Origin of the sequence: Roseateles chitinivorans (assembly GCF_050632235.1) — a bacterium.
GTDB lineage: Bacteria > Pseudomonadota > Gammaproteobacteria > Burkholderiales > Burkholderiaceae_C > Roseateles > Roseateles chitinivorans_A.
In genome coordinates this window covers 5,655,990-5,682,016 of record NZ_CP192584.1, presented here as the reverse complement: position 1 = coordinate 5,682,016, position 26,027 = coordinate 5,655,990, and the positions used below count along the sequence as shown (strand labels likewise).

The 26,027-nt window shown below is 70.1% G+C and carries 18 protein-coding genes and 1 pseudogene; 12 read left to right on the top strand and 7 right to left on the bottom strand.

The features are described from left to right. The first annotated feature begins 20 nt into the window (after nucleotides 1-20). From ACQ859_RS25910 to ACQ859_RS25895, 4 genes and pseudogenes are all read left to right on the top strand, one after another. A pseudogene (locus tag ACQ859_RS25910) lies at nucleotides 21-1,399 on the top strand (glycerate kinase type-2 family protein). 149 nt (nucleotides 1,400-1,548) lie between these two features. Further along, on the top strand, nucleotides 1,549-2,256 hold the full coding sequence (locus tag ACQ859_RS25905; RefSeq protein WP_431263375.1) for a Crp/Fnr family transcriptional regulator: 708 nt from the start codon (nucleotides 1,549-1,551) through the stop codon (nucleotides 2,254-2,256). A 51-nt stretch (nucleotides 2,257-2,307) separates the two neighbouring features. Continuing rightward, the gene (locus ACQ859_RS25900) at nucleotides 2,308-3,171 is read left to right on the top strand and encodes an HDOD domain-containing protein (RefSeq protein ID WP_431261025.1); all 864 of its coding nucleotides are present in this window, start codon (nucleotides 2,308-2,310) and stop codon (nucleotides 3,169-3,171) included. 58 nt (nucleotides 3,172-3,229) lie between these two features. Continuing rightward, nucleotides 3,230-3,580 carry a GFA family protein gene (locus ACQ859_RS25895; RefSeq protein ID WP_431263374.1) on the top strand — a complete coding sequence of 117 codons (351 nt, stop codon included), beginning with the start codon at nucleotides 3,230-3,232 and terminating at the stop codon, nucleotides 3,578-3,580. Nucleotides 3,581-3,625: 45 nt separating this feature from the next. On the opposite strand, the gene ACQ859_RS25890 is transcribed toward ACQ859_RS25895, so the two are convergent. Together ACQ859_RS25890 and ACQ859_RS25885 are read right to left on the bottom strand one after the other, a co-directional pair. Then, complete coding sequence (locus ACQ859_RS25890; RefSeq protein WP_431263373.1) at nucleotides 3,626-4,033, bottom strand: hypothetical protein; 408 nt, start codon at nucleotides 4,031-4,033, stop codon at nucleotides 3,626-3,628. Between the two features lie 224 nt (nucleotides 4,034-4,257). Next, a complete protein-coding gene (locus ACQ859_RS25885) occupies nucleotides 4,258-5,670 on the bottom strand; it encodes a carbohydrate-binding protein (protein WP_431263372.1) in 1,413 nt (470 codons plus the stop codon). Nucleotides 5,671-5,991: 321 nt separating this feature from the next. On the opposite strand from ACQ859_RS25885, the gene ACQ859_RS25880 reads away from it, so the two are divergent. From ACQ859_RS25880 to ACQ859_RS25865, 4 genes are all read left to right on the top strand, one after another. Beyond that, on the top strand, nucleotides 5,992-8,007 hold the full coding sequence (locus ACQ859_RS25880) for a peptidase inhibitor family I36 protein (RefSeq protein ID WP_431263371.1): 2,016 nt from the start codon (nucleotides 5,992-5,994) through the stop codon (nucleotides 8,005-8,007). A gap of 157 nt (nucleotides 8,008-8,164) precedes the next feature. Then, nucleotides 8,165-8,428, top strand: a complete 264-nt coding sequence (locus tag ACQ859_RS25875; RefSeq protein ID WP_431263370.1) for a hypothetical protein — start codon at nucleotides 8,165-8,167, stop codon at nucleotides 8,426-8,428. Between the two features lie 53 nt (nucleotides 8,429-8,481). Further along, a complete protein-coding gene (locus ACQ859_RS25870) occupies nucleotides 8,482-9,177 on the top strand; it encodes a phytanoyl-CoA dioxygenase family protein (protein ID WP_431263369.1) in 696 nt (231 codons plus the stop codon). A 107-nt stretch (nucleotides 9,178-9,284) separates the two neighbouring features. Further along, nucleotides 9,285-11,927: a DUF2339 domain-containing protein gene (locus ACQ859_RS25865; RefSeq protein WP_431263368.1), complete on the top strand. Its 2,643-nt coding sequence runs from the start codon at nucleotides 9,285-9,287 to the stop codon at nucleotides 11,925-11,927. An 82-nt stretch (nucleotides 11,928-12,009) separates the two neighbouring features. Here the strand turns inward: ACQ859_RS25865 and ACQ859_RS25860 are convergent, their stop codons facing one another. Next, complete coding sequence (locus ACQ859_RS25860) at nucleotides 12,010-13,638, bottom strand: sulfatase-like hydrolase/transferase (RefSeq protein ID WP_431263367.1); 1,629 nt, start codon at nucleotides 13,636-13,638, stop codon at nucleotides 12,010-12,012. A gap of 214 nt (nucleotides 13,639-13,852) precedes the next feature. Beyond that, on the bottom strand, nucleotides 13,853-14,803 hold the full coding sequence (locus ACQ859_RS25855) for a GlxA family transcriptional regulator (RefSeq protein WP_431263366.1): 951 nt from the start codon (nucleotides 14,801-14,803) through the stop codon (nucleotides 13,853-13,855). Nucleotides 14,804-14,913: 110 nt separating this feature from the next. Here ACQ859_RS25855 and ACQ859_RS25850 point away from each other — a divergent pair, with 110 nt between their 5' ends. Further along, nucleotides 14,914-15,918, top strand: coding sequence for an SLAC1 anion channel family protein (locus ACQ859_RS25850; RefSeq protein WP_431263365.1), 1,005 nt, complete (start codon nucleotides 14,914-14,916; stop codon nucleotides 15,916-15,918). Between the two features lie 16 nt (nucleotides 15,919-15,934). Here ACQ859_RS25850 and ACQ859_RS25845 read toward each other — a convergent pair whose 3' ends face one another. From ACQ859_RS25845 to xdhA, 3 genes are all read right to left on the bottom strand, one after another. Further along, entirely contained in the window at nucleotides 15,935-16,930 is a 996-nt protein-coding gene (locus ACQ859_RS25845) for a hypothetical protein (protein ID WP_431263364.1), read from the bottom strand. Between the two features lie 439 nt (nucleotides 16,931-17,369). Continuing rightward, the gene (gene xdhB, locus ACQ859_RS25840; protein ID WP_431263363.1) at nucleotides 17,370-19,814 is read right to left on the bottom strand and encodes a xanthine dehydrogenase molybdopterin binding subunit; all 2,445 of its coding nucleotides are present in this window, start codon (nucleotides 19,812-19,814) and stop codon (nucleotides 17,370-17,372) included. Further along, on the bottom strand, nucleotides 19,811-21,334 hold the full coding sequence (xdhA, locus tag ACQ859_RS25835; RefSeq protein WP_431263362.1) for a xanthine dehydrogenase small subunit: 1,524 nt from the start codon (nucleotides 21,332-21,334) through the stop codon (nucleotides 19,811-19,813). The genes xdhB and xdhA overlap by 4 nt, the downstream gene beginning before the upstream one ends. Before the next feature lie 179 nt (nucleotides 21,335-21,513). Between xdhA and ACQ859_RS25830 the strand changes: the two genes are divergently transcribed. From ACQ859_RS25830 to ACQ859_RS25820, 3 genes are all read left to right on the top strand, one after another. After that, nucleotides 21,514-22,470, top strand: coding sequence for a LysR family transcriptional regulator (locus ACQ859_RS25830; RefSeq protein ID WP_431263361.1), 957 nt, complete (start codon nucleotides 21,514-21,516; stop codon nucleotides 22,468-22,470). A 51-nt stretch (nucleotides 22,471-22,521) separates the two neighbouring features. Then, nucleotides 22,522-23,835: a guanine deaminase gene (gene guaD / locus ACQ859_RS25825; RefSeq protein ID WP_431263360.1), complete on the top strand. Its 1,314-nt coding sequence runs from the start codon at nucleotides 22,522-22,524 to the stop codon at nucleotides 23,833-23,835. A 153-nt stretch (nucleotides 23,836-23,988) separates the two neighbouring features. Further along, on the top strand, nucleotides 23,989-25,977 hold the full coding sequence (locus ACQ859_RS25820) for a prolyl oligopeptidase family serine peptidase (protein ID WP_431263359.1): 1,989 nt from the start codon (nucleotides 23,989-23,991) through the stop codon (nucleotides 25,975-25,977). The last annotated feature ends 50 nt before the right edge of the window (nucleotides 25,978-26,027 follow it).

Here is a 26,027-nt window from a genome sequence, read left to right as displayed (position 1 = left end):
GGTCTCCACAATCACCGGTCATGAGCCAGCAACACGACGCCTCCGCCCCACCGGCCGTTTCGACCGCTTCGGCCTCCGCCACGCCCGCCGCCGGCTCGCCTGAGGCGCAGGCGCTGCTCGACGACCCCCGCGCGTTGCTGAAGCACCTCTACCGCGTCGCGGTGGACCGCGCGCTGCCGGGGAAGATCCTGGCCAGTCACCTGCCGCCGCCCCCAAGGGTCGCACGCTGGTGATCGGTGCGGGCAAGGGCGGCGGGTCGATGGCGCAGGCCTTCGAGGCCGCCTGGCCGGCCAGTGCGCCCATGACCGGGCTGGTGATCACGCGCTACGGTCACATCCCGCCGGATTACCGGCCACGTCGCATCGAGATGGTCGAGGCCGCGCACCCGGTGCCCGACGCCGCCGGCGAACGCGCCGCGGCGCGGATGATGCAGAAGGTGCGCGACTTCAACCCGACCGCCGACGACCAGGTGATCTGCCTGATCTCGGGCGGCGGCTCGGCGTTGATGCCGCTGCCGGCGCCGGGGCTGACGCTGGCCGACAAGCAGGCGGTCAACCGCGCGCTGCTGGCCAGCGGCGCCAACATCGTCGAGATGAACTGCGTGCGCAAGCACCTCAGCGGCATCAAGGGTGGCCGGCTGGCCGCCGCCTGTGCGCCGGCCAGGGTGCTGACGCTGATGATCTCCGACGTGCCCGGCGACGATCCGCAGGTGATCGCCTCCGGCCCGACGGTGCCCGACGCGAGCACCTGCGCCGAGGCGCTGGCGATCTGCCGCCGCTACCGCATCGCCCTGCCGCAGCTCGCGGTCGACGCGTTGGAGCGCGGCGAGTGGGAGACGCCCAAGCCCGGCGACCCCTGCTTCGACGGCCATGAGCAGCGCATCATCGCGGCGCCGCGCCAGAGCCTGCTCGCGGCCGCCGAGGCGGCGCGCGCGCTGGGCATCACCGCGCACGTGCTCTCCGACGAGATCGAGGGCGAGTCCAGGGAGGTCGGCCGCGTGCACGCCGCGCTGGCGCGCTCGGTGGCGCGGCACGGCGAGCCCTTCGCGAAGCCCTGCCTGATCCTGTCCGGCGGTGAGACCACGGTGACGCTGGTCCCGCAGCCCGGACGCGGCGGCCGGGCGGGCGAGTTCGTGCTCGGCTGCGCGATCGCGCTGGACGGGCAGCCGGAGGTCTGGGGCCTGGCCGCGGACACCGACGGCATCGACGGCGTCGAGGACAACGCTGGCGCCTTCCTCAGTCCCAGCACCCTGGAGCGCGCCCGCGCGCTCGGCCTGAAGCCGGCGGACCTGCTGGCGGCCAACAACGGCTACGCGCTCTTCGAGGCCCTGGGCGACCTGCTGATCACCGGACCGACGCAGACCAACGTCAACGACTTCCGGGCGCTGCTGATCCGTTGAGGGTCAGGCCTCGCCAGCCGGGCGGGCAGGGCGGCGGATATCCCCCATCGAGCGAATCGTGGGGGAGATTGACCAGATGTTGACGCGCCTCAAGGCAATTTCCGTCCGGGGCGAGGACAGTCCGGCATTCCCGGTTTCCGAGAATGCCCGTGATTGCCCCTCTGACCTCCGACCCCGCTCCATCCCTTTCCCCTCCCGCCAGCACCGGCCTGATCCCCGGTCCCTCGCATCCGATCCCGTGGCGCGCGCTGCTCGGCGACGTGCTGCTGGACGGCGGGAGCTGGTCCGCGCTGGCCGGCATCACGCAGGTGCGCCGCTGCCAGGCCGGCGAGCTGGCGATCCGTCGCGGTGACGCCGCCGTGGCCATGCTGGCGCTGTGCGAGGGCAAGGTCGCCGCGCGCGGCCCGCTGACCGGTCCGCAGTGGCTGGACCTGCACACCGCCTGGCTGGAAGGCCGTTACGAGGAGGATGTCAGCGTCGTGTCCTCCTCCGCGCTGCTGATGGTCTGGCCGATGACGGTGGCGACGATGTGGCTGCGGTCGCAGCCGCTGGTGCTGGAGGCGCTGGTGCGGGCCACCGCCGCGCAGCTGCGGGACGCGCAGGACGCGATCCGCGGCCTGACGATGAAGGACGCCACCGGTCGCGTGGCCGCCTGGCTGCTCGCGCAGGCGGGCGCCGCGCAGGAGCTGCAGCTGGCCGAGCGCAAGCGCGACGTGGCGGCGCAGCTGTCGATCTCGCCGGAGACGCTGTCGCGCACGCTGCGCCAGCTCGCCGATCGGGGCGTCGTGGCGGTCCGGGGCTACCGCATCGGGCTGCTGGACCGGGTCGAGCTGCTGGCGCTGGCGCGCGGTCGCTGAGCGGCTTAGACTGGTCGCCACACTTTCCGTTGCGTCCCCAAGGAGGCCAATGTGACGATCGCCAGCGTGACCCCCGCCACCACCACCGTTTCCAGCGCGGAACGATTCTTCGGGGGGCACGCCAGCCTTCCGGTGATGCCCGAGGTCGGACGCAAGCTGCTGCGCAGCCTGGACGACGACGGCGTCTCGCTCGGCCAGATCGCCGAGCTGATCGGCAAGGATTCGACGCTCGCGGCCAAGGTGCTGCGACTCGCCAACTCGGCGCGCTACAGCCCGTCGCACACGATCAGCACCCTGCAGGACGCGGCGATGGCACTGGGCCTGGAGACGCTGCGCAACCTCGCGATGGCGGCCAGCCTGACGGGCACCTTCCCGGACGTGAAGGGCCTGGACCGCCAGCGCTTCTGGCGCCACAGCATGCGCACGGCCGGGTATGCGCGGCTGCTGGCCAAGCTGCTGCACGGCGACGCCGACACCGCCTACCTCGCCGGCCTGATGCTGCGCACCGGCCAGTTGATGATGGCGATGAGCGAGCCCGACCAGGTCGCCGACGTGGAAGCCCACGCGGCCGAGCCCGGCAGCCGTTTCTCGCTGGAGTCGCACCGTTTCGGCTGCACGCATGCCGACGTCACCGCCGCGCTGGCCGCGCACTGGCACTTCCCGGCCGACCTGGTCGAGGCCTTCAAGGATGCGAACGTGCCGCTGGAGGTCAAGCCCTTCTCGATGCTCGCCGCAATCCTGCACCTGTCCGAGGTGGTGGCCGACGCCTGCGACACGAACGTCGACCGCATCGCGGCGCTCACGACCGCGGTGCCCGAGCTGGTCGAGCATCTCCACCTGGACCTCGAGTTCCTGCGCCTGCGCCTGGACGGCTGCGGCGATCCGGGACAGGACGTGGAGCTGATGCTGAAGTGATGTGGCCTCGAGCTCAGCTCAGCCGCGTCAAGATCCGGACCATCGCATCGGAGACCGCATGACGACGTACCAGGGAAGCTGCCACTGCGGACGCGTGGCCTACGAGGTGGACGGCGAGATCGACAGTGCGATGGCCTGCAACTGCTCGATGTGCCAGCGCAAGGGCTCGCTGCTGTGGTTCGTGCCGCGCGGCCAGTTCCGGCTGAAGACCGACGAGGCGGCGGCCGCCACCTACCTGTTCAACAAGCATGCGATCAAGCACCGCTTCTGCGCGGTGTGCGGGATCCATCCTTATGCCGAGGGCACGGATCCGAAGGGCAACGCGATGGCGGCGATCAACGTCCGCTGCCTCGAAGGCATCGACCTGGAGACCATTCCGGTCACGCATTACAACGGCCGGGATGCCTGAGGGAGCGCGGGGCCGCCGTCGGCGAGCCGTCGCCGTGCCGCCGGATCACTTGGTGCGTAGTCCCCGGCCGTAGACCTCGAGCGAATCGTCGAAGACCGCGCAGTGGGACTGCTTGCGTGTCGGCGCGATCTCGCGGTCATACCGGCCCTGCAGCCGGGCCATCAGCAGCATGGATGCTTCCGACGCGCGCTCGCGGGGCAGGGCGCCGGTGGCGACGGCGGCGTCCTCGATCGTCTTCGTGGACAGGTCGAAGACGGCCTTGTTCCTGACCTCCCACTTCATCAGCGACTTGATCGCGGTCTTGCCGAACGGCTCGCAGAACATCGCCTCGTTGCGGGCGCCGATGAGCAGCATGAGGTTGTTGGCCGCGTCTTCCTTCGTCAAAGCGTGAGCGGGCAAGGCCGCGCTCAAGCTCAGGGCCAGCGCGGGAGCGAAGAGGAAGCGCGGTCGCATGGATCGATCCGGTTGAGGATGTGGGAGCGCGACGGTAGCGATGTGAACGGTGCGCGTCAACGACGGGGACGCGGCCTTGTCTCTGAAATGCGCGGCACTCCCTCCAAAGGGTGAATCGACGGCAGAGAATCCAGTCGAACGACGTCGGCGCGTTCCTCCGGCCCGCGCCGCCGGACGCCACGGGGAATCGTTCCTCCCCGTGACGCCGGTCGATCAGCCCGCGCTCACAGCTTCGTGATGCGCACCCAGTTCAGGTTCCAGCCGCCGGCCGGTGCGTAGACGCCGAGCGCGTAGGTGCCGGCGTTGACGTTGACCGTGTGCGAGACCGTCGTCCAGTTCTGCCAGCCGCCGGTGGCCGGGATCGTGACCTGGCCGAGCTGGATGCTGCCGGCGTTCAGGTCCAGCGACAGGCGCGAGCCGCTCGGGCTGGCGACGCGGTACTCGACGCGGTAGCTGCCGCTGCTCGGGAAGTTGACGTTGGCGTAGGCCATCCAATCGCCGGCATCGATCCAGCCGACGTTGCTGCCGCCTTCGCTGCAGGCCTCGGTCTGCACGCCGCTCTGGTTGGTGAAGGCCTCGGCCTCGATCAGCTTGCTGGTCGACGGGGGCGGCGTGGTGCCGCCGCCGATCTCGGCGCGGATCGCGCCCAGCAGGCTGTTGGCGCCGGTGCCGTCCTGCGACAGCTCCCAGATCATCACGCCCGCGCCTTGCTGCAGCGCCAGCCGCGTCTTGGCCTTGATCGTCGGGATGCCGTTGTAGGTGATGTAGCCGCAGCTCGCGCACAGCGTGCCGATCAGGTCCTTCTGCGCCGCCGCCGCGCCGAACTGGTTGATGATGTCGTTGAAGCCGTAGTCCGACGAATAGCCGTTGAAGCCGTAGCCGTAGAACGGCACGCCCAGCACCAGCTTGTCCTTGGGCAGGCCGCGCGACTGCCAGGTCGCGACGTCCTTCTGCGCCATCGCGTAGGTCGAGTGCTCCTGGCCGACCTGGCCCCAGCTCGGTCCCACGTTGTCGTAGGACATGATGGTCACGAAGTCGAAGTGCGGGATCGAGGAGACGGGGATCATCCCGCCCTCATAGCTCGCCGTGGCCGCGGTGATCAGCTTGCCGGGCAGCGCGGCACGCAGCGCCTGGATGAAGGGCGTGTAGTTGCCGGCGCGGTCGATGGCGGTCAGCACGGCGCCCTCGATGTCGATGTCCGCGCCGTCCAGGCCGAAGGTGTTGACGAACTGCGCCAGGCCGTTGACCGTGGCCGCGCGGTTGCCGGGCTGCAGCAGGGTCTGCCAGTTGCCGGAGCAGCCGGGGATCGCGCCGCCGGCCACCGAGATCAGCACCTTCGCGCCGGCCGCGTGGGCCTTCTGCACGACGTACTGGATGTCGGAGGCGGAGGCGTCCATGCAGCTCGGGTTGCCGTTGCTGAGGAAGGCGCCGCTGCCCGACGGATTCGCGAAGGCCAGGTTCACGTGGGTGAGCTTGGTCAGGTCGGTGCGGTCGGCGACGGCGCGCAGGCCCTTCCAGCCCGGGATGTAGCCGACCACCTTGGTCTGGGCGAGGGCGCTCGACGCCACGCCGCACAGGGCGAGGGCGGCCAGCAGACCGGTGAGGACAGGACGGCGGAACGAATGGGACAGTGTCATCGCGAGCTCCCTTGGGGTTGAAGGATCGGTCGGGCGCAGCGCGACATCCGCGCGGCCTCGGTCGATCGCCGGCGATTCTGTGGCGTTTTGTGAAATCGCTTTCATGGCTGTCCCTGAATCGGCGACGCGTTTTCGGTTTCGAATGCAACCAGGCGTTCCCTGGTTGGGTGCCTGCGGGGGCGCGTGTCCGCCGTGTAAAGCCCGGAAGGCTGGAAACCTGCTTGCGACCGCTTACGAATCGGCGCGACCGGTTGCACGCCGTGCGCAGAGCGCTCCGAATAATCCGCCGCCTACCTCCAAAGGTCTAAAAGGACGGATTCCATGACGATCACCACCCAGCGCCCGACCGGCGCACTCCGCCTGCATCCGCTGGCCCTGTCGCTGGCCCTGGCCGGCGTGCTCGTCGGTTGCGGCGGCGGCAGCGATGGCGCTGGCGGCCTGGTCGCGGCGGGCCAGCAGAACGGCACCACCACGGCATCGGCGGGCGCCGTCACGGCGGCCGCGGATCCGCAGGTCTGCTTCTATGAACACGCCAACTACGCCGGCGCCGGCCTGTGCCGCAGCACGACGACGAGCTGGATCGGACCGACCTGGAACGACCGCGTCTCGTCCATCCGCGTGCCTGCGGGCTTCAAGGTGGAGCTCTTCGCCGACATCAACTTCGGCGGCCGCTCGGTCACGCTGACGGCGGACAACGCCAACCTGACCTCGGTCAGCATGAATGACGCGGTCTCCTCGATGCGCGTCACGAAGATCGTCTCGTCGAACGTGACGCTGGCGTCGGTGCAGTTCGCGCAGTCGATGCTCTACGGCAGCACGGACAACCAGCTGGTGCTGGTCGCCAACAAGCCGGCGCTGCTGAAGGTCAATGTGACCGCGCCGGCCGGCACCGCCGCGCCGACGGGCCTGGTGCGCGTCGACAACACCGTCGACGGCTCCAGCCGCGACCTCGTGCTGGCCGCGCCGCGCCGCGGTCTGCCGACGACGGTCTCCGAGACGCAGTCCTTCGACGACGCCTACACGGTCACCGTGCCGGCCGAGCTGGTCAAGAACGGCCTGAAGGTCACGGTCACCGTGGCGGGCGCCGCGGCGCAGACTTTCACGCCGCGCGTCGGCGGCGGCACGCCGATGCGTTTCGTGCCGATCGCGGTGCGCATCGCCGGCACGACCGGCCAGCTGCCGGTGGACCAGACCGGTCACCTGCGCGCGCTGTTCCCGGTGTCCACGGTGACGCCCCAGTCGCATCCGGTCTTCGTGTCGGGCAAGGTCACGACTCTGCCGACCACCGACGCGCAATGGAGCGATGCCTTCGGCAAGATCCTGGGCGAACTGGCCGACCTGCACCGCATCGAGGGCGCCGCCCGTCACGACTACTACTTCGGCTTCATCCCGAAGCGCACCTGGGGCCTGGCGGGGCTGGGCTACGTGCCCGGCAACTCGGCGGTCGGCTTCGACATGCCGAGCAATCCGGACACGGTGCGCGACGTCGTCGCGCACGAACTCGGCCACAACTTCTCGCTGCCGCACGCGGCCTGCGGCGGCGCCGGTTCGCCGGATCCGAAGTACCCGTACCCGGACGCCAACCTGGGCAAGCCGGGCCGCTACATCTGGAGCTACCTGTCGGACACGAACTCGTTCTACGACCCGCGCCCGACGGACCGCCACGACATCATGAGCTACTGCGGCGGCACGGTGTTCTCGGACTACAACTACCGCATCATGCAGACCTTCCTGACGCCGGCCGACACGGTCAAGGCGCAGGCGGCGGAAGCCAAGGCGGTGGCGCAGGACGTGCTGCTGATCAGCGGCAACATCAACGGCCGCCAGGTCGAGGTGAACCCGGTGAAGTCGCTGTTCGCCAAGCCTGACGCGGCCTCCGGCCCGTACGTGCTGCGCGTGCAGACGACCGGCGGCCAGATCGTGGACCAGGCCTTCACGGCGCAGTCGCTGGACCATGACGGCGACAACCAGCACTTCAGCGTGCTCGTGCCCAAGGTCGACAACATCGCCAGCATCAGCGTCCTGAAGGACGGCGTGACCCTGGCGCAGGCCCAGGCGCGCGTGACCAACGCCCGTGCCAAGGCCCAGGCGGCCGGCGGCAGCCGTGCGCAGGTGTCGGTGAAGGAAGCCGGCGGCAAGGCGACGCTGCGCTGGGATGCGGACTCCGCGCCGTTCCTGAGCGTGACCTGGACGGACGGCACCCGCCGCCTGAACCTGGCGCAGGACCTGCAAGGTGGCGAGGCGACGCTGGATACGCATGAACTGCCGGCCGGCGGCCGCTTCGAGTTCATCGTGTCGGACGGCCTGAACGCGCAGCGCATCGAATCGGCGCGTTGAATTGATTGAGCGCCCTGGAGGGCGCGCCATTCAGACGGGGAATCGGGCGGATCGCCTGATTCCCCGTTGCCGTTCATGGGCGTGAGCCGCCTGGACTGCGGTGGCCCCGAGGTTGCGCATTCAAGCGACACAATGGTCCACCATGTCACCATTCACGATGCAAATCCTGTTCAGTTCCATCGCCGGCGTTGCCGGTGTGCTGATCCTGCTCGCCATGATCCTCGGCCTGGTCAAGCTGTCCGGCTTCGAGGTGAAGCGGAAGACGACCCGCTTCGAAGCCGCGACGATCACGTTGATCGGCGCCATCGTCTTCGGGCTCGGGGTGATGAGTGCGGGCTCCGAGGAGATCGGACTGGGCGCGGGACTCCTGGCACTGGGACTGCTGGCGGGTTTGCGTCTGGCGATTCGACCGGCGCGCTGACGCTGAATCGCTCACGTGCGAGCGTGGAATTCATTTCCCGCAGAATGCGCCGCATGAGTGTCGATGTCGCTTTCGAGGCCGGCGGATTCGCGTTGATCGAGTCCGTGGTCGATCCCGGGGAACTGAAGGCGCTGGCGCCGGTGATGTTGCGCGAGGGCGCCGTGGGCGGCTCCCGCTGCCTGCTGGATCGACCGGAGATCGCCGCTTTGGCGACCACGCTGCAGGCGCATCGCGTGCTGCGGTCGCTGATCCCGGAGGACCACGTCGCCGTGCAGTGCACCTACTTCGAGAAGTCGAGCGATCGCAACTGGCTGGTCGCCCTGCATCAGGACCTGAGCATCCCGGTGGCGCGACGCGTGGAGGCGCCGGTGCTGCGGGGCTGGTCCGACAAGGAAGGCACGGTGTTCGTGCAACCGCCGCCGGAGGTCCTGGAACAGTTGATCGCCGTCCGCCTGCACGTCGATGCCTGCGGCGCGGAGGATGGACCGCTGCGTCTGGTGCCGGGTTCGCACCGGCTGGGTGTGCTCTCGCCGGAGGCGGCTGCGGCGGTCCGTGCCGACCGGGGCGAGTCCACCTGCCTCGCCGCGGCGGGCGACGCGCTGGTCATGCGCCCGCTGACGCTGCACGCGTCGTCGAAGTCCGTCGGCACCAGCAGGCGCCGTGTCCTGCATTTCGTGTTCGGACCGCCGCGATTGCCGTTCGGACTGGCGTGGGCCGCGGCGAGAGCAGGGATGCAAGCCGTGGCGTGACCCGGCCGGGAGCGCCGCGCGCTACCCCAGGACTTTCGTCCATTGACGCGGTTCGCGCCTGAAAGACACTTCGAGCCTTCCCCCGACCTGCTCCGGCCGCGCGCGACATGGACTCCTTCGAAGCTTTCTGCCTGCTCGCCGCCCTGGGCTATCTGTGGTGGCAACTCACCAAAGTGAAGCGGCGCGTCCGGGTCCTGGAGGAACAGCTCGCGACGCAGAACGCGGCGCGGCAGGCGCCGCAGGGCATCGCGCAACCGGCGGTCGCAGCGGCAGCGGTGAAGTCCACCGCAGAGCCGACTTCGTCGACGTCGATGCCGGCACCGCCGCCTGCAACGCCTGCGACGGCGGCCGTCGTCGCACCGCCAGCAGTGACGTCGCCCCTTCCTCAGCACAGCGAACAGTCGATGCCCCTGTCGGTGACGGCGGCGACGGCTGCGCTCGACTCAGCCACGGCGCCGATCGCTGCCGCGCCTGCATCGTCCGTACCGTCGGCACCACGCGCCATCCCCACACCGTCCGCGACTCCCACCACGCCGCAGTGGCAGGTGGCCTTCTTCGACCTGCTGCGCAGGAACCTCTTCGCCGTCGCCGGCATCGTCCTGCTGCTGCTGGGCTTCGTGGTGCTGTTCCGATCCATCGAATGGGGCCACTTGCTGTCGCCGATCGCCAAGGTGTCGATGGGATGGGGCGTGGGCGTGGCACTCGGTGTCGCCGGCATCCGACTGAGCGCGCGCAACACGCTGTGGGGTCAGGTCGTGCAGGGCGGCGCCGCAGCCATCGGTTTCCTCGCGACCTATGTCGGCGCGTCGGTGTACGAGGTCGTCCCGCCGACCGTCGCGCTGCTCCTCTTCACGGCGATCTCCGGCACGCTGGTGTATCGCGCGCTGAAGGAGGACGCGAAGGTCCTGGCCGGCGTCGGCTTCCTGGGCGCCTATGCCGCGCCGCTGCTGGCCATGTACGGCCATGCGGGGCTGCTCTTCAATCTGGGCTACGGCCTCATCGTCACGGCGTTCGCGTTGTGGGTGAGCCTGTCGCGCCGCTGGCAGGAGATCGGCATCCATGCCCACGTCTGCGCCACGGGCCTGGCCTCGCTGGCCTACGTCGGTGCGAGTCACGAGCCCGCGTTGCCCGCGTGGCAGCAGCAGGCGCTGCTGCTGGCCTACGTCGTCCAGTTCGCGGGCTGGGCCCTGGCCTGGGCGCATCGTCACAGTCCCGCCGAGGTGGCGCGCGGCGACGTGTCGTCCACTCCGGCGCGCGAGATCCCGATCCTCAGCGCCTGCTTCTCGACGACCGCCGTCGTGTTCCTGGCGCTGGAGAGCTGGCTGCTCACGCCGACCGCGTTCCTGGTCGTCGCCGTTGTCACGGCGGCGCTGCTCGCCTTCATCGGCCTCAAGTTGTTCCGGCAGCAGGCGCTGCGCGAGACCGCCTGGGTGCTGAGCGCGCTGAGCGTCGCGGCCGGACTGGTGCAAGGCGATCTGGCGCGGTCGGTCGCGAGCTTCGGCCTGTTCGCCGAGGGCGCCGTCCTGATGCTCACGACGCGCGCGAAGTCGGTCATCCGGCGCGTGCTGGCGCGTCTGCTCTTCGCCATCGGTGCCGTCGCCGTCATGGACGTGCCGGCGTTGTGGCCGGTCGCGCTGCTGCTGGTGGCAGGTCTTGCCATGTCGCTGCGGATGCAGCGAGAGGGCAGGGCGGTCGACGCGGCGCTGGCAGCGGCCGTGACGGTCTCCGCCGCCGCGGCGTTCTCGTACCGCTACGCCGGGCTCGAATTCCACCTGTTGCCGGTGTTCACGCTGATCATGCTCGCCGCGACCGCGCTGGCACATCGGATGGGTCGCCCCGCGCCGCAGCCGGCGCAGGACACGGGAGAGGCGAAGCCGCCCGACGTCGTCTTCGTGCGAGCGATCTACGCGGTGGTGCTGGCCGCGGGGTGGCTGCTGACCTTGACGATCGCGCGGGAGGCGCCGCTGGTGCTGGCACTCGCCGCGGTGATGGCGCCCGTGGTCTTCGGCGCGGCGGCGGCCTTCCTGTCGCTGCGCCGGACGCTCAGCCCCGGCGCGGCGGAACGCGCGAAGGCGCTGCTCTGGCTCGCGCACCTGCTGCCGGCGCTCGTGGCCTTCGTCTTCAACAGCAGCTGGGTGCTGGTCGCCCTGCTCGCGGTGGCCGGCACAGCGGCCTTCGCTCATGGGTCGCGCCGGCTGCGCGTCGATGCGCCGTCGGCCAAGGAGTTCTTCATCACATCCGCCAGCGTGGCGCACGCGGCGCTGCTGGGATCTGCTATCCCGCTGGTGCTCGCGGCCTGGCCCGATGCAGGCACGAACAGCGTGGAATGGGTGCTGGCGGCGGCATCGTTCTATGCCGCGCTGGTGACCTGGTGGAAGCTCGGCGACGGCGTGCCCGCGCAGGTCCGCAGCGTTGCCGCCACGGCGGCGGGCGTGGCGATGGGCTACGTGGTGGTCCGCGGCCTCACCGATACGCCGCAGCAGGCCTTCCTGCTCGCCTGGAGCAGCTACCTGCTGCCGGTGGCGCTGGCTGCCGTCGGCGTGGCCTTCCTGTTCCTGAGCACGCGCGGCGGTCGCCGCCTGGCCTGGCAGGTCTCGGCCGCCGTCCTGGCCGGCTCGGCGGTCAAGCTGCTGCTGTCGCTGGGCAGCCTGGCGCTGTCGCCGATGGGCATCGTCGGCAGCCTGCTCGGCATGGGCGCGCTGTTCCTGATGGCGGGATACCTCGCGCCCCAGCCGCCGGCGAAGGCGTAGGGCACGCATCCAGGTCATCGCGCGAGTGCTGCTCGCCGGCCGTCCGTTGTCCGCCGACTGGCCGCTGGCCGCGATGCAACGACTACTGGTCGAAGCGCTTGACCGGCGCCGCCAGTCGCGGCGCCTGCCAGACATACCGGGCATCCAGGACGTTGCGGTCGTGCCGGGCGCCTGGCCATTCCAGCGCCATCAGATCGGTCAGCGTCCAGCCGGCCCAGTCCACGCGGAACGGTCGACCCGCCGCCAGCGGATCGAAGGCCGCGCCCTGGCGCCACAGCAGCGCCGGGATCCGGTATCCGGCCGGCGTGCCGGGACTGTGGCCGGCGTGGCTGATGTCGTGGCCCACCTCCTGGCCGTGGTCCGATAGGAACATCCAGGCCGCGTCGCCGTCCCGGGGCGCATGCCGGCGGGTCAGGCGCAGCGATTCCGCCACCACGGTGTCGTGATAGGCGATCGCGCGGTCGTAGGCGCGGCGGGACGCGCGCAGCCACGCGGGTCGTCCCTCGTCCACCATCTCTGCGTCGATCGAATCCGTCGCGACCGCCATCACCGGCGCGTCGGCCGGCGCCCGCAGCCGGTAGTGCGGATGCGCGCCCAGCAGGTGCACGACGATCAGCTTGCGCGGCGCCGGATCCGACAAGGCCTCCTCGAGGCAGTCGAGCAGTTTCCCGTCCAGGCTGGCGCCGGAGCGGCCGGGCTCCCGGTTGATCATCTCCAGCGAGTCGGCGAGGCGCGCATGTTGCTGCTCGATGGCGGTGTCGTCGTGGTTGCTCATCCACCAGACGTGGTAGCCCGCGGCGCGGGCCAGCGCCAGCACGTGGTGCGTCCGGTCCACCGGGTCGTCCGCGTCCCGCGCGCCGAAGCTGAAGAGGCCGCTGAGCGAGGCCACCGTGCCCGGCTCGACCGACCAGGCATGGCGCAGGGTGAGCATCCGCTCCCGCTCGTCCTGCTGCAGCGCGACCAGCTGCGGCGTGGTCGGCCGGGCGTAGCCGTAGAGACTCATGTTGTCGCGGTTGACGCTGTCGGTGAGCACCAGCACGACGGTCGACGATCCGGTCCCGGTGAAGCGCACGCCGGCCTGGCGCGCATTCGACAGCAGCGCGTCCCGTTGCTGCTGCTGGTCCGCCCAGGCGCGCTGCAGCGCCTGGGCAGATGCCGTCCAGGCGGGCCAGTACACGAGCGGGTGATGCCGGCGCCAGGGCTTGATGGCGAGGCTGGCGACGCAGACCAGCACCAGCAGCGCCATGCCCCACCGCTCCGGGCGGCGCAAGGCGGCCCCGTGCCGGTTGCAGACCGCCAGCAGGCGCAGGGCGCCGGCGATCACCGCCGCCAGCAGCGCGCCCTGACCGGCGAGCGACGCGCCCTGCGACGCCGCGTACTCGAGGGCCTCGCGCGGCGTCGTGTTGGCCACCGCGGACAGGACCAGCGCGCTGTCGGGCAGTGCGCGGTAGCTGGCTTGCAGGAAGGCCCGGACGGCGCTGTCGAGCAGGAAGAGCACCAGCACCGCGCCGACCGCCACGAGGCGGACGCGACGCCAGCGCGGGTCGCTCACGGGCAGTCGCAACCACAGCAGGGCGGGGAGGGCCAGCACCGCGACCTGCGCGATGCGTCGGCCGTCATGGGCCAGCACGAAGGACAGGAGCAGCAGCCCGCACAGGAGCGCGGCCGCGACCGGCCGGGTCCAGCGCGACGCCGGGGAAGGTTCAAGCATGTCGGCGCGGTCGCTGCCGGGCGACGGGCGCCGGCGACCTTCTCAAGGGAAGGCGGGATCCTAGCCACGGGCGCGATCGGTCGGGCTTGCGACGACGGACCGTCCGTCCTGCGGGAATCTTCAGCGGAACTTCAGGTCGGGCCGGTAGCCGGGCCTCGTGGAGGCAGCATCAGCATCTCTGTCGACATCTACGTCGGCATCGGCATCGACCGCGTCACGCGAACCGCCGCCGGTACTCGACGAGCGTGAGCCCCAGGCGCCGGCTGAAGGCCCGGCGGAAGCCGTCGACATTCGCGTAGCCGACCGCATCGGCCAGGCGTTTCGCCGGCAGGTCCGAGTCCTCCGCCAGGCGGCGTGCGGCATCGATGCGGGCGTTCTCGACGAACTCCGCGGGCGTCGTGCCGGTCTCGTTCCGGAACACGCGCGCGAAGGTGCGCTCGCTCATGCCCGCGCGTGCCGCGAGGGCCGGGATGGACAGGTCCGCGCGCAGGTGGGCGAGCACGTAGTCCTGGATCGTGCCGACGTCGGAGCGCTCCGCCGTCTGCGCGGCGAGGTGAGCGCTGAACTGGCTCTGGCCGCCGGGCCGCTTCAGGAACATCACCAGCTGCCGGGCCACGCGCAGCGCGAGTTCGCGCCCGTGGTCGTCCTCGACCATCGCGAGCGCCAGGTCCATGCCGGCGGTCACGCCGGCGGAGGTGAAGAGATTGCCGTCCTTCACGTAGATCGCGTCGGGCTCGACGCAGGCGTCGGGATGGTCCGCGGCCAGGAGGTCGGTGGAGTTCCAGTGCGTCGCCACCCGCTTGCCGTCCAGCAGCCCGGCCGACGCCAGGGCGAAGGCGCCCGTGCAGACCGAACCGTAGCGGCGGGCGCTGCGGGCCTGGCGTTGCAGCCAGCGCCGCAGGTCGTCGTCGACCGCCATGTCGTCGCGCCGCGGACTGCCCGCGACGAGCAGCGTGTCGATGCGGCCCCGGAACGTCGAGACGGTCGCGTCGACGGCCATCCGCAGCCCGGCGCTGCTGCTCAGTTGCCCCGCGTCCGTGCCGATCAGGCGGACCTGATACGCCTTGGCGTCGCCGAGCTGTCGGGAGGCTTCCGCGAAGACATCGGCGGGCCCGGCCACGTCGAGCAGCTGGAAACGGGGGAAGGCGAGGATGGCGATGCGCATGGCGGGGAAGGCCCGGTGATTGGCAGGAATCGACGTGCTGTCGACAGGCACTCGCCGAGGAGCTTGGCAGAAAATGAACAGCCAAGCAAATCCAGCCAAAGGACGATGACATGAACGCCTCGCCTCCCATGCCCCTGACGCCCGGTCTCGCGGCGTCCGCCGTTCCGGTCGCCGCGTCGATCCGCCATCTGCCGGTGAATCTCTTCGCGTCGGTGATGGGACTGTCCGGCCTGGCGATCGCATGGCGGCTTGCCCACCAGGCCTTCGCCGCGCCCGCTTTCATCGGTGAGGCCGTCGGCGCGCTGGCGGTCGCCGTGTTCGTGCTGATGGCCGCCGGCTACCTCGTCAAGCTGGCGAGGCATCCTCACGCCGTGAGCGCCGAGTTCCAGCATCCCGTGGGCGGCAACTTCTTCGGCACGATCGCGATCTCGCTGCTGCTGCTGTCCTCGCTGATCGAGCCCTACGCCGCCTCGGCGGCACACGCGCTCTGGACGGTCGGCGCGCTGGGAGCGTTCGCGCTCGCGTTCATCGCCGTGTCGCGGCTGCTGAAGGGGCAGCTGGACGCCCCGCTCGTGATGCCCGCATGGCTGCTCTCCGGCGTGGCGACGCTCGACATCGCGGTGACCGGCCGGGACATGCCGATGGCCTGGGCGCCGGAGATGACCCTCGTGGCCGGTGCGCTCGGCGCGATGCTGGCGCCGGTGCTGTTCGTGATGATCGTGAGCCGCCTCGTGCATCGCGAGCCGCTCGCGCCGGCGGTCACGCCGTCGCTGATGATGCTGGTCGCCCCCTTCGAGGTGGGATTCCTCGCGTACACCAACCTCGTCGGCGGGGTCGACCGTTTCGCCGCGGTGCTCTTCTACTTCGGGCTGTTCCTGTTCCTGGTGATTGCGCCCAAGGTGTTCCGCCCGGGCATCGCGTTCTCACCCGCCTGGTGGGGCATCAGCTTCCCGATGGCGGCGCTGGCGAGCGCGGCGCTGAAGTACGCGCATCACGCGGGCGGCGCGGCGCTCCAGGGGCTGGCGATGGTGCTGCTGGCGATCCTGAGCGGGGCGTTGGCGGTGCTTTTCCTCCGGACGGTCCGCCTCGTTGCCAGCGGTCAGCTGTTCCGCTGAGGTCGCGCGAGGCGGGCTAGCGTCCGGCCATGTACCGCCGATAGAGGGCCATCAGCTCGCCACTGTTCTTGTAGAGCAGCGCGATGCCCACGATCGCCAGGGCCCAGACATAGAAGGACGGCGGGAAGATCGAGGCCCCGGGCGCCGGACCGTTGGCCAGGCGGCCCCCGGCCAGGTGCATCAGTTCGACCTGGTTGTTTCCCGCCGCCGTGAACTTCTGGTTGAAGTTCCGCGCATCCGCCAGCCGATTGGCCTGCCAGTCGGCATTGGCGATCAACCAGCGCGCGTTGATGAGATCGGCCGGATACTGCCCGGGCTCCGCGGCATAGAAGGCGCCGACCACCTGCGGGAGTTCCGCGTGCACTTGCGATTCGGTGTACTTGTTCTCCCGTCCCTGGGCCAGATTCTGATAGCCCTGGCCCGGCGCGAGTCCGACCAGATTGGCTTCCAGCGCGCTCAGCACATTCGGACTGCCGGGCCCCAGCGGGTGGTTGAATCCGTTGTTCTGGTAGTGATCCTGCAGGGCCGCCGTGGCGCACCGCTTGACGACGGTCCGTGCCGCGGCCTTGGCGTCGGCGGACACGGCGCCGTCGCCCAGGAAGGCTTCGATGCGGCCCTTGAGCGTCTTCGCCGTCATCAGGTCCGTCACCGGCGCGGCGAAATCGCCGCCGTATCCCTGTCCGTCGATCGCGCCCTGGATGACGCCGCCATCGAGCATCGCGGCGCGGATGGCCTCGAAGGCGCGCCAGTACTGCTGCCGACCTTCATGAAGCAGCGAGGTGCTGCCGTCGCCTTCGAAGTGTCCGAGGACCTGCCCGTCGGGCACGTCGACGACGAAGCCGACCGGCGAGTAGTACTGGTTCTGTCCGGGGTTGTAGTGGGTGGTGCTGATGCCTGCGCCCCCGGCCAGCCACTTGTTGATCTCCAGCGCCTGGCCGTACTCGTTGTCCCCGCCGAAGGTGCCGGTATCCAACGGCGACGTGCCCGTCAGCCGCGTGATCTCGCCATCCATGTTGTCGGGGTTCTGGATGCTTTTGATGTAGCGGGCAAACTGCGCGACCGGGCGATCGGAACGGGCCCCGGGCGATGCCTGTGCCGCTGTCCGCGGCCCTGCCGTCATCGTGTCAAGCCGCTGGCGCTCGGATGACTGACGGGGCGAGTCGTCGACCCTGCGCTGAAACGCCGATTCCGGTCTCGCGGCAGCGTCCAGACGTGACGTCCGGTCAGCCGCGGCGGTGGTCCTCTGGCGGGAGGAGGCGGAAGGCGGGAGGTGGTGCTTCATGGCGGTCGCTCTCGTCGGACTGGGCGCGAAGTCCGCGGGTCCCAACGTATCCGGGCGCTCCCTGGCATGGCATCGGAAGAATGCTGAATTTGCGCCTCGCCGAATCCTGCTTCATCCCACCGATGACGAAGAGGCATGGGGAGGGGGCTGCCTCGGACCGACGGGAACCTTATCCGGTCGAGGTCTGAAGACTGATCCGATTCAGGACGGCGTCGATCGCATCCAGCACCGCCTCCGGCGTCGCTGGGGCGCGCAGCGGCGAATCGCAGCGCTCGGGCCCGCAGGCCGCGACCGCGTCCTTGATCGCCAGCAGCACCGAGAACGGCAGCAGCAGCGGCGGCTCGCCGACCGCCTTCGAGCGGTGGATGCTGTCCGCTGCATTCGGCGCGTCGTAGAGCGCGACGCGGAAGTCCTGCGGCATGTCGTTGGCCGTCGGGATCTTGTAGGTGCTCGGCGCGTGCGTCAGCAGCAGACCCGACTGCGGATGCCACACCAGCTCCTCGCTGGTCAGCCAGCCCTGGCCCTGCACGAACGCGCCCTCGACCTGGCCAATGTCCAGCGCCGGGTTCAGCGATTGGCCGACGTCGTGCAGCACGTCCGCGCGCAGCACGCGCATCTCGCCGGTCAGCGTGTCGACGAGCACCTCCGCCACCGCCGCGCCGAAGGCGTAGTAGTAGAACGGGTGGCCCTGCAGCTTCGCGCGGTCCCAGTGCAAGCCGGGCGTCGCGTAGAAGCCGTCGCTCCACAGCTGGATGCGCTCCAGATACGCCTTGGCGACGAGGTCCTTGAAGCTGATCGCCTTCGGGCCGTCGAGGCCTTCGCGATGACCGTCGCCGGCGCCATCGGCGCGCGCATCGACGCGCACCTCGCCGCCGTCGAAGACGAGCGCGGCTTCCTCGCAGCCGAGCAGCCGCGCCGCCAGCGGCTTCAGGCGCTGCTTGATCTTGCGCGCGGCGTCCTGCGCCGCCTTGCCGTTCAGGTCCGACCCGGTCGACGCCGCCGTCGCCGAGGTGTTGGCGACCTTGCTGGTGTCGGTTGCGCTCGCGCGCACCTGCAGCGCCGGCACCCCTAACTCGTGCGCCACCACCTGCGCGACCTTGGTGTTGAGCCCCTGGCCCATCTCCGTGCCGCCGTGGTTCACCAGCACCGAGCCGTCCGTGTAGACATGCACCAGCGCGCCCGCCTGGTTCAGGTGGACGACGTTGAACGAGATGCCGAACTTCACCGGCGTCAACGCGAGTCCGCGCTTGAGCACCGGATTGGCCGCGTTGAACGCGGCGATCTCCGCGCGTCGCGCGTGGTAGCCCGACGTCTCGACCAGCTCGTCCGTGAGCGGACGGATCTGGTTGTCCTCGACGCGCTGGCCGTAGGGCGTGACGTCCTGGCCGTCGCGATAGAAATTGCGCTGCCGCACCGTGAGCGGATCGAGACCCAATCGTCGCGCGACGCCGTCGAGGATCATCTCGATCGCCAGCGCGCCCTGCGGGCCGCCGAAGCCACGGAAGGCCGTGTTGCTTTGCGTGTTCGTCTTCGCGGCGTAGCCGTGCATCGAGACGTTCGGCAGCCAGTAGGCGTTGTCGAAGTGGCACAGCGCGCGTGCCATCACCGGTCCCGACAGGTCGGCGCTGTGGCCGCAGTTGGAGATGAGGTCGATCTCGGCGGCGAGGAGATGCCCCTCGTCGTCGAATCCGACCGACCACCGGTAGTCGAAGCCGTGACGGCGACCGGTGACGAGGAAGTCGTCGTCGCGGTCGACGCGCAGCTTGACCGGACGGCGCAGCTTGTTCGCCGCGATGGCCGCAACGCAGGCAAACAGCGCCGACTGCGATTCCTTGCCGCCGAAGCCGCCGCCCATGCGCCGGCATTGCACCGTGACCTGATGCGACTGCCAGCCCATCGCATGCGAGACCAGCTGCTGCATCTCCGACGGATGCTGCGTCGAGCAGTGGATCAGCAGCGCCTGGTTTTCCTGCGGCAGCGCGTAGCTGATCTGGCCTTCCAGGTAGAACTGCTCCTGTCCGCCGACGGCCCATTCGCCGTCGAGCCGGTGCGGGGCAGCGGCCAGCGCCGTGGCCGCATCGCCGCGCGCCAGGTGCATCGGCGGGATGACGTATTGCCCGATGGCATGGGCCTCGCGCGCGGTCAGCACCGCCGGCAGCGGCATGCCGACGATGGCCTGCTTCGCCATCGCGGCGGCGCGGCGCGCGAGTTCGCGATCGGTCGCGATCACGGCGTAGACCGGCTGGCCGACGTAGCGCAGTTCGCCGTCGGCGAGGATGGGATCGTCGTGCAGCAGCGGGCCGCAGTTGTTCTCGGCGGGGATGTCGGCGGCGGTGAGCACGGCGACGACGCCCGGTTGCCGGCGCAGCAGCTCGACATCGATCGAGACGAGCTTTCCGTGCGCGATCGGCGAGAGGCCGAGCGCCGCATGCAGCGTGCCCTGGGCCTCGGCGATGTCGTCGATGTAGGTGGCCTCGCCGCTGACGTGCAGGTGCGCGGCCTCGTGCGCGCGGCTGACGCCGACCTGCGGCTGCAGCGCGGTGGGCGGTGCGTTGAGTGCGGTGGGCGGTGCGTCGGCCGCGAAGCCGGCCGGCAGTTCCGACGGCTTGTTCATGCGACGCTCCGCTGCAGGTTGACGGCCTGCCAGACGCTGCTCGACCCGGCGGCGACCGGCGCGTTGGCGCGGGTCTCCAGCCAGAAGCGGCGGACCAGGTTGGCGGCGGTGCGCTCGCGGTAGCTGGCGCTCGCGCGCAGGTCGGTCATCGGCTTGAAGTCGTCCTTCAACGCGGCGGCCGCGGCGATCGACGCCGCCTCGTCCCAGGCGCGGCCGGTGACGGCGGCTTCCGCCTTCGCGGCGCGCTTCACGATCGCGGCCATGCCGCCGAACGCGAAGCGGGCATCGCGCACGACGCCGTCCTCCAGCCGCAGGCTTAGCACCGCGCAGACGGCGGAGATGTCGCTGTCGTAACGCTTGGCGAGCTTGTAGCCGCGCAGTCGCGTGCCCGGCGGTGGAGTGGGGACCTCGAGCGCCTCGACGAACTCGCCGGGCTCCAGCGCGTTCTTCATGTAGTCCAGATAGAAGGCCTCGAGCGGCAGGGTGCGTTGCGTCGCGCCGCGGCGCAGCACGATGCGCGCGCCCAGCGCGATCAGCGCGGGTGCGCCGTCGCCGATCGGTGAGCCGTTGGCGATGTTGCCGCCCAGCGTGCCGGCGTGCCGCACCGGCGGCGACGCGAAGCGCAGCCACAACTCGCGCAGCGCGGGCACGCGCGCGGTCAGCGCGGACCAGGCGTCTTCCAGCGTCACCGAGGCGCCGACGCGCAGCGTGGTGCCGTCCTGCGCCGTCACCGCGTCGATGCGCCGCATCTCGTCGACGCATCCCGTCAGGATCACGTCGCCGAGTTCGCGCTGCTGCTTGTTGACCCAGAGACCGACGTCCGTCGCGCCGGCGACGAGCCGCGCCTGCGGCATCGCCTCGCGCAACACGGCGAACTCGTCGATCGAACGTGGCGCGAAGACGCGCTGCGGCGAACCGGCGCGCGAGGGCGCCTCGTAGTGGAGCGGCGGATCTTCCGCCAGCACGCGCAGCGCTTCGACGATGGGCTGGCGGGCTATCGTGCGCACCGGCGCGTCGAACATGCGCTCGCCCGCGTCCAGGATTGGCCGGTAGCCGGTGCAGCGGCACAGGTTGCCGGCGAGGTCGTCCGCGAGCGCCTGACGCTCCGGCCGCGTTCCGCAGGCCTGGTGGCGCTCGTAGATCGCCTGCATCGTCATCGCGAAGCCGGGCGTGCAGAACCCGCATTGCGAGCCGTGGCAGTCGACCAGCGCCTGCTGGACGGGGTTCAGGTCGGCGCTGTGGCCGAGGTCCTCGACCGTCAGCAGCGCCTTGCCGTCGAGCATCGGCAGGAACTGGATGCAGGCGTTGACGTTGCGCAGCCCGACCGCCTTTCCGTCCGCATCCAGCTCCCCGACCAGCACCGTGCAGGCGCCGCAGTCGCCTTCGGCGCAGCCTTCCTTGGTGCCGGCGCAGTGGGCGTGCTCACGCAGGTACTGCAGCACCGTGGTCGTCGGCGGCAGTCCGGACACGGACTGCAGCTGACCCTGGTGGAAGAAGCGGATCGGACGGGGAGAGGTCATGGACGGGAAGACGGATGAGCGCGGATGAGCGGGCTGGCAGACCGGAAGGACCGCTGGCGGGCAAGCAAGAAGCGGGCGAGGGGGCACCGGTGCCGCCGGATGCAATTACCCGGAACGGTACTCCTCTGACATCGCCATGGTTATACGATGCGGCTTATGACATCCATATGCCATCGGCCATGTCGGAAGCGCTGAACTTCGACAAGATCGACCTCCTTCTGGTGCGGGTCCTGCATACCTTGATTTCCGAGCGCAGTGTGTCCAGGGCCGCCATGCGGCTCGGCAGCACGCAGCCCGCCTTGAGCGCGCAGCTGCGGCGTCTGCGCACCCTGACGGGCGATCCGCTGCTGGTGCGCAGCGGCGCCGGCATGACGCCGACCGCGACCGCGCTGGAGCTGCTGGGCCCCGCCGAGCGCCTGCTGCGCGAGGCCGACGAGCTCTTCGGCGCGCGGCTGCGCAAGACCGGCTTCGATCCCGCGACCGCCGAGCTGCGGCTGCGCATCGCCGCCAGCGATTACCTCGACCCGCTGTTCCTGCCGATGCTGGTGGCCCATCTGCAGCGCCAGGCGCCGGGCGTGCAGCTCGACCTGCAGCCGCTGAACGCGGACTTCGACTACCGGGCCTCGCTCGCGCGGGGCGAGGTGGACCTCGTCATCGGCAACTGGCTGGAGCCGCCCGGCGAGCTCCACATGGGCCGGCTGCTGGTGGACGAGGTCGTCTGCCTGGTCAGCCAGGACCATCCGGCCGCGCGGATGGCGCCGCGAGCCTGGACGCAGGAGCGCTACCTCGACTGCCAGCATCTGGCGCCGATGCCCTTGAGCCGCGGCCAGCCGGGCGTGATCGAGCAGCACCTGGCCTCGCTCGGGCTGGAGCGCCGCATCGCGGTGCGCTGCGCCCACTTCGGCCAGTTGCCGCAAATGGTGGCGCGCAGCTTGCTGGTGCTGACCACCGGCCGGCTGTTCTGCAACCGCTACCTGGACCAGTTGCCGGTGACGGTGCTGCGCTGCCCGGTGGCATTCCCGCCGATGACCTATTACCAGCTGTGGCACGACGTCAGCCACAACAGCGCGCCCTTGCGCTGGCTGCGCGAGCAGGTGCGCGATGTCGCGCGCGAGCTTGTGAAGCCGGCCGCCTGATGCCCGACCCGTTCTTCCGCCCCCTTTGTCCGACTCTCCATTCCTGACCGCATGACGACCGACCGATCCGCCGTTCCGGCACGCCTGGCCCTGAAAGGCGACCTGCTGGACTTCACCGCCGCGCCGCACTGGGCGCGCGTGGACGACCCCGCCGTGCGCTTCCGTCCGGATCACTGGCTGCTGGTCGAGGACGGCCGCATCGTCGGCGCACAGGCCGAGGATCCGGGCGAGGGCTGGGTCCGTCACGACCACAGCGGCCGGCTGATCCTGCCGGGCTTCGTCGACACGCACGTGCACAGCCCGCAGCTGGACGTGATCGCGTCCTACGGCACCGAGCTGCTGGACTGGCTCAACACCTACACCTTCCCGGCCGAGCAGCGCTACCAGGACCCCGAGGTCGCGCGCATCGGCGCGGGTCGGTTCCTCGACGCGCTGCTGGCGCACGGCACGACCTCGGCGGTCGTCTATCCGACGGTGCACAAGGTCTCGGCGGATGCGCTGTTCGATGCCGCCGCCGAGCGCGGCATGCGCCTCATCACCGGCAAGGTGCTGATGGACCGCAACGCGCCGGAGGCGCTGCGGGACGATGTGAAGCAGGCCGAGCGCGACTGCCTCGACCTCATCGCCAGGCACCATCAGCGGGCGCGGCTGTCCTACGCGGTCACCGTGCGCTTCGCCCCGACGAGCACGCCCGAGCAGCTCGCGATGGCCGGCGCGCTGTGCCGCGCCGATGCCAGCCTCTACATGCAGACCCATGTCGCGGAGAACCGCGGCGAGGTCGAGTGGGTGGCCAAGCTCTTCCCCGAGGCGCGCAGCTACCTCGACGTCTACGACCGCGTCGGCCTGCTGCATCCGCGCGCGGTGCTGGCGCATGGCATCTGGCTGGACGACGAGGACCGCCGCGTCGTCGCGCGCACGGGCGCCCACATCGCGCATTGCCCGTCGTCCAACCTGTTCCTGGGCAGCGGCCTGTTCGACTGGCCCGGCGCGCTCGCCGCAGGCGTGCGCGTGAGCGCGGCCAGCGACGTGGGCGGCGGGACCTCGCTGTCGGCGCAGCGCACGCTGGCGGACGGCTACAAGGTGCAGGCCCTCAACGGCCAGCGGCTGACGGCGTGGGCGGGACTGCATGCGGCGACGCTCGGCGCGGCCGAGGCGCTGGGGCTGGCGGACGAGCTGGGCCACTTCGGTGCGAAGACGCTGGCCGACGTCTGCATCTGGGACTGGGCCGCCGGCCCGGTCGCCGAGGCCCGAATGGCGCTGGCGCGCGACCCGCATGAACGCGCCTTCGCCTGGATGACGCTGTCGGACGATCGCAACCTGGTGGCGAGCTACGTCGCGGGCGTGCCGCGCTACCGGCGGCCCTGACGACCCCGTCGTCTCCCGTTCATCGCGCCTGGATGCGGCCTGTCGGGGCAGGGAGCAGCGCGTGAAAGCCGGGATGGTCAAAGCCTGACCCTGATGCCTACAGTCGGGGGATCCCGGGACGTCCCCGGGACCGATCAGGAGAGGAGATCCCCGATGACGAAGTTGTCCCCGAAGGGCGCGCCGCGTCTGGCGCTGACCGCGCTGTGTCTGGCGCTGGGCGCGATGACCGCGATGCCGTCGCAGGCCGCGACGGAGAAGGTCGCGAAGACCCCCGCGACGGCCGCGACCGCCAAGGCGCAGGCCAAGTCCGCGCAGCCGCGACCGGCCAAGCCCTACACGATCGAGCAGTTCATGGCGACGACGTCCGTCCGCGGCGCGTCGTTCTCGCAGGACGAGCGCCGCATCCTGTTCAGCAGCAATGCCACCGGAATCTTCAACGTCTACAGCCAGTCCGTCGACGGCGGCGAGCCGGTGGCGCTGACCCAGTCCACGACGGAGAGCCATTACTCCGTCGGCTATTTCCGCACCGACGACCGCGTGCTGTTCACCCGCGACCAGGGCGGCAACGAGAACAACCACCTGATCGTGCGCGAGCTCGACGGCAGCGAGCGCGACCTGACCCCCGGCGACAAGGTCAAGGCCGGCTTCGCCGGCTGGAGCCGCGACGGCGACGCCTTCTTCGTCACGACCAACGAGCGCGACGCGCGCTACATCGACGTCTACCGCTACGACGCGAAGACCTACGCCCGCACGCTGATCTACCAGAACAACGACGGCAACGCGGTGTTCGACGTCAGCGGCGACGGCCGTTGGGTGGCGCTGGGCAAGACCAACACGACCGCGGATTCGGACGTCTACCTGTACGACACGCAGTCGAAGGAGACGAAGCATCTGACGCCGCACCAGGGCGTGGCCTCGTTCAGCACGACGGACTTCGACCCGGAATCGAAGACGCTGCTGATCCTGTCCAACGAGGGCTCCGAGTTCCAGCGCCTGATCGCCTACGACCTGGCCTCGGGCCAGAAGCGCGACCTGGAGAAGGCGGACTGGGACATCGTCTACAGCAGCTATTCGCGCGACGGGCGTTACCGCGTGACCGGCATCAACGCCGATGCCAGCCTGGAACTGCGCATCGTGCAGACCGCCGATGGCAAGCCGGTGACGCTGCCCAAGCTGCCCGGCGGCGAGTTGCGCGGCGTGACCTTCTCGAAGAGCAGCCAGCGCATGGCGTTCTACCTGAACGGCGACCGCTCGCCGAGCAACCTCTATGTCTACGACTTCGGCACGAAGCAGGTGAAGCAGCTGACGCGCACGCTGTCCAAGGACATCGATCCGGAGGAACTCGTCGAAGGCCGCATCGTGCGCTTCCGCTCGTTCGACGGGATGGAGATCCCCTCGGTCTACTACGAGCCGAAGGAGGCCTCGCCGACCCGCAAGGTGCCGGCCGTGGTGATGGTGCACGGCGGGCCGGGCGGCCAGACCACGCGCGGCTATTCGGCGATGGTGCAGTACCTGGTCAACCACGGCTACGCGGTGCTGGGCATCAACAACCGCGGCAGCTCCGGCTACGGCAAGACCTTCTTCACCGCCGACGACGGCAAGCACGGCCGCGAGCCGCTGTGGGACTGCATCGAGGCCAAGACCTACCTGGCCGGCACCGGGGTCATCGATCCCGAACGCATCGGCATCATGGGCGGCAGCTACGGCGGCTACATGACGCTGGCGGCGATGGCCTTCCGGCCGGAAGCCTTCAAGGTGGGCATCGACATCTTCGGCGTGTCCAACTGGCTGCGCACGCTGGAGTCGATCCCGCCGTACTGGGAGAGCTTCCGCAAGGCGCTGTACCTGGAGATCGGCGATCCGGTGAAGGACAAGGACTTCCTGATCGCGACCTCGCCGCTGTTCCATGCCAAGGAGATCCGCAAGCCGCTGCTGGTGATCCAGGGCAAGAACGATCCGCGCGTGATCAAGCCCGAGAGCGATGAGATCGTCGAGGCCGTCAAGAAGAACGGCGTGCCGGTCGAGTACGTGGTGTTCGACGACGAGGGTCACGGCTTCTCGAAGAAGAAGAACCAGATCGAGGCCAACCAGAAGATGCTGGAATTCCTGGACAAGTACTTGAAGCCCGGCCTGAAGAACTAAAACCGTGTGAAGTTGCACGGTTTACAGGCTGTTGCCGTGCCTCGCACGGT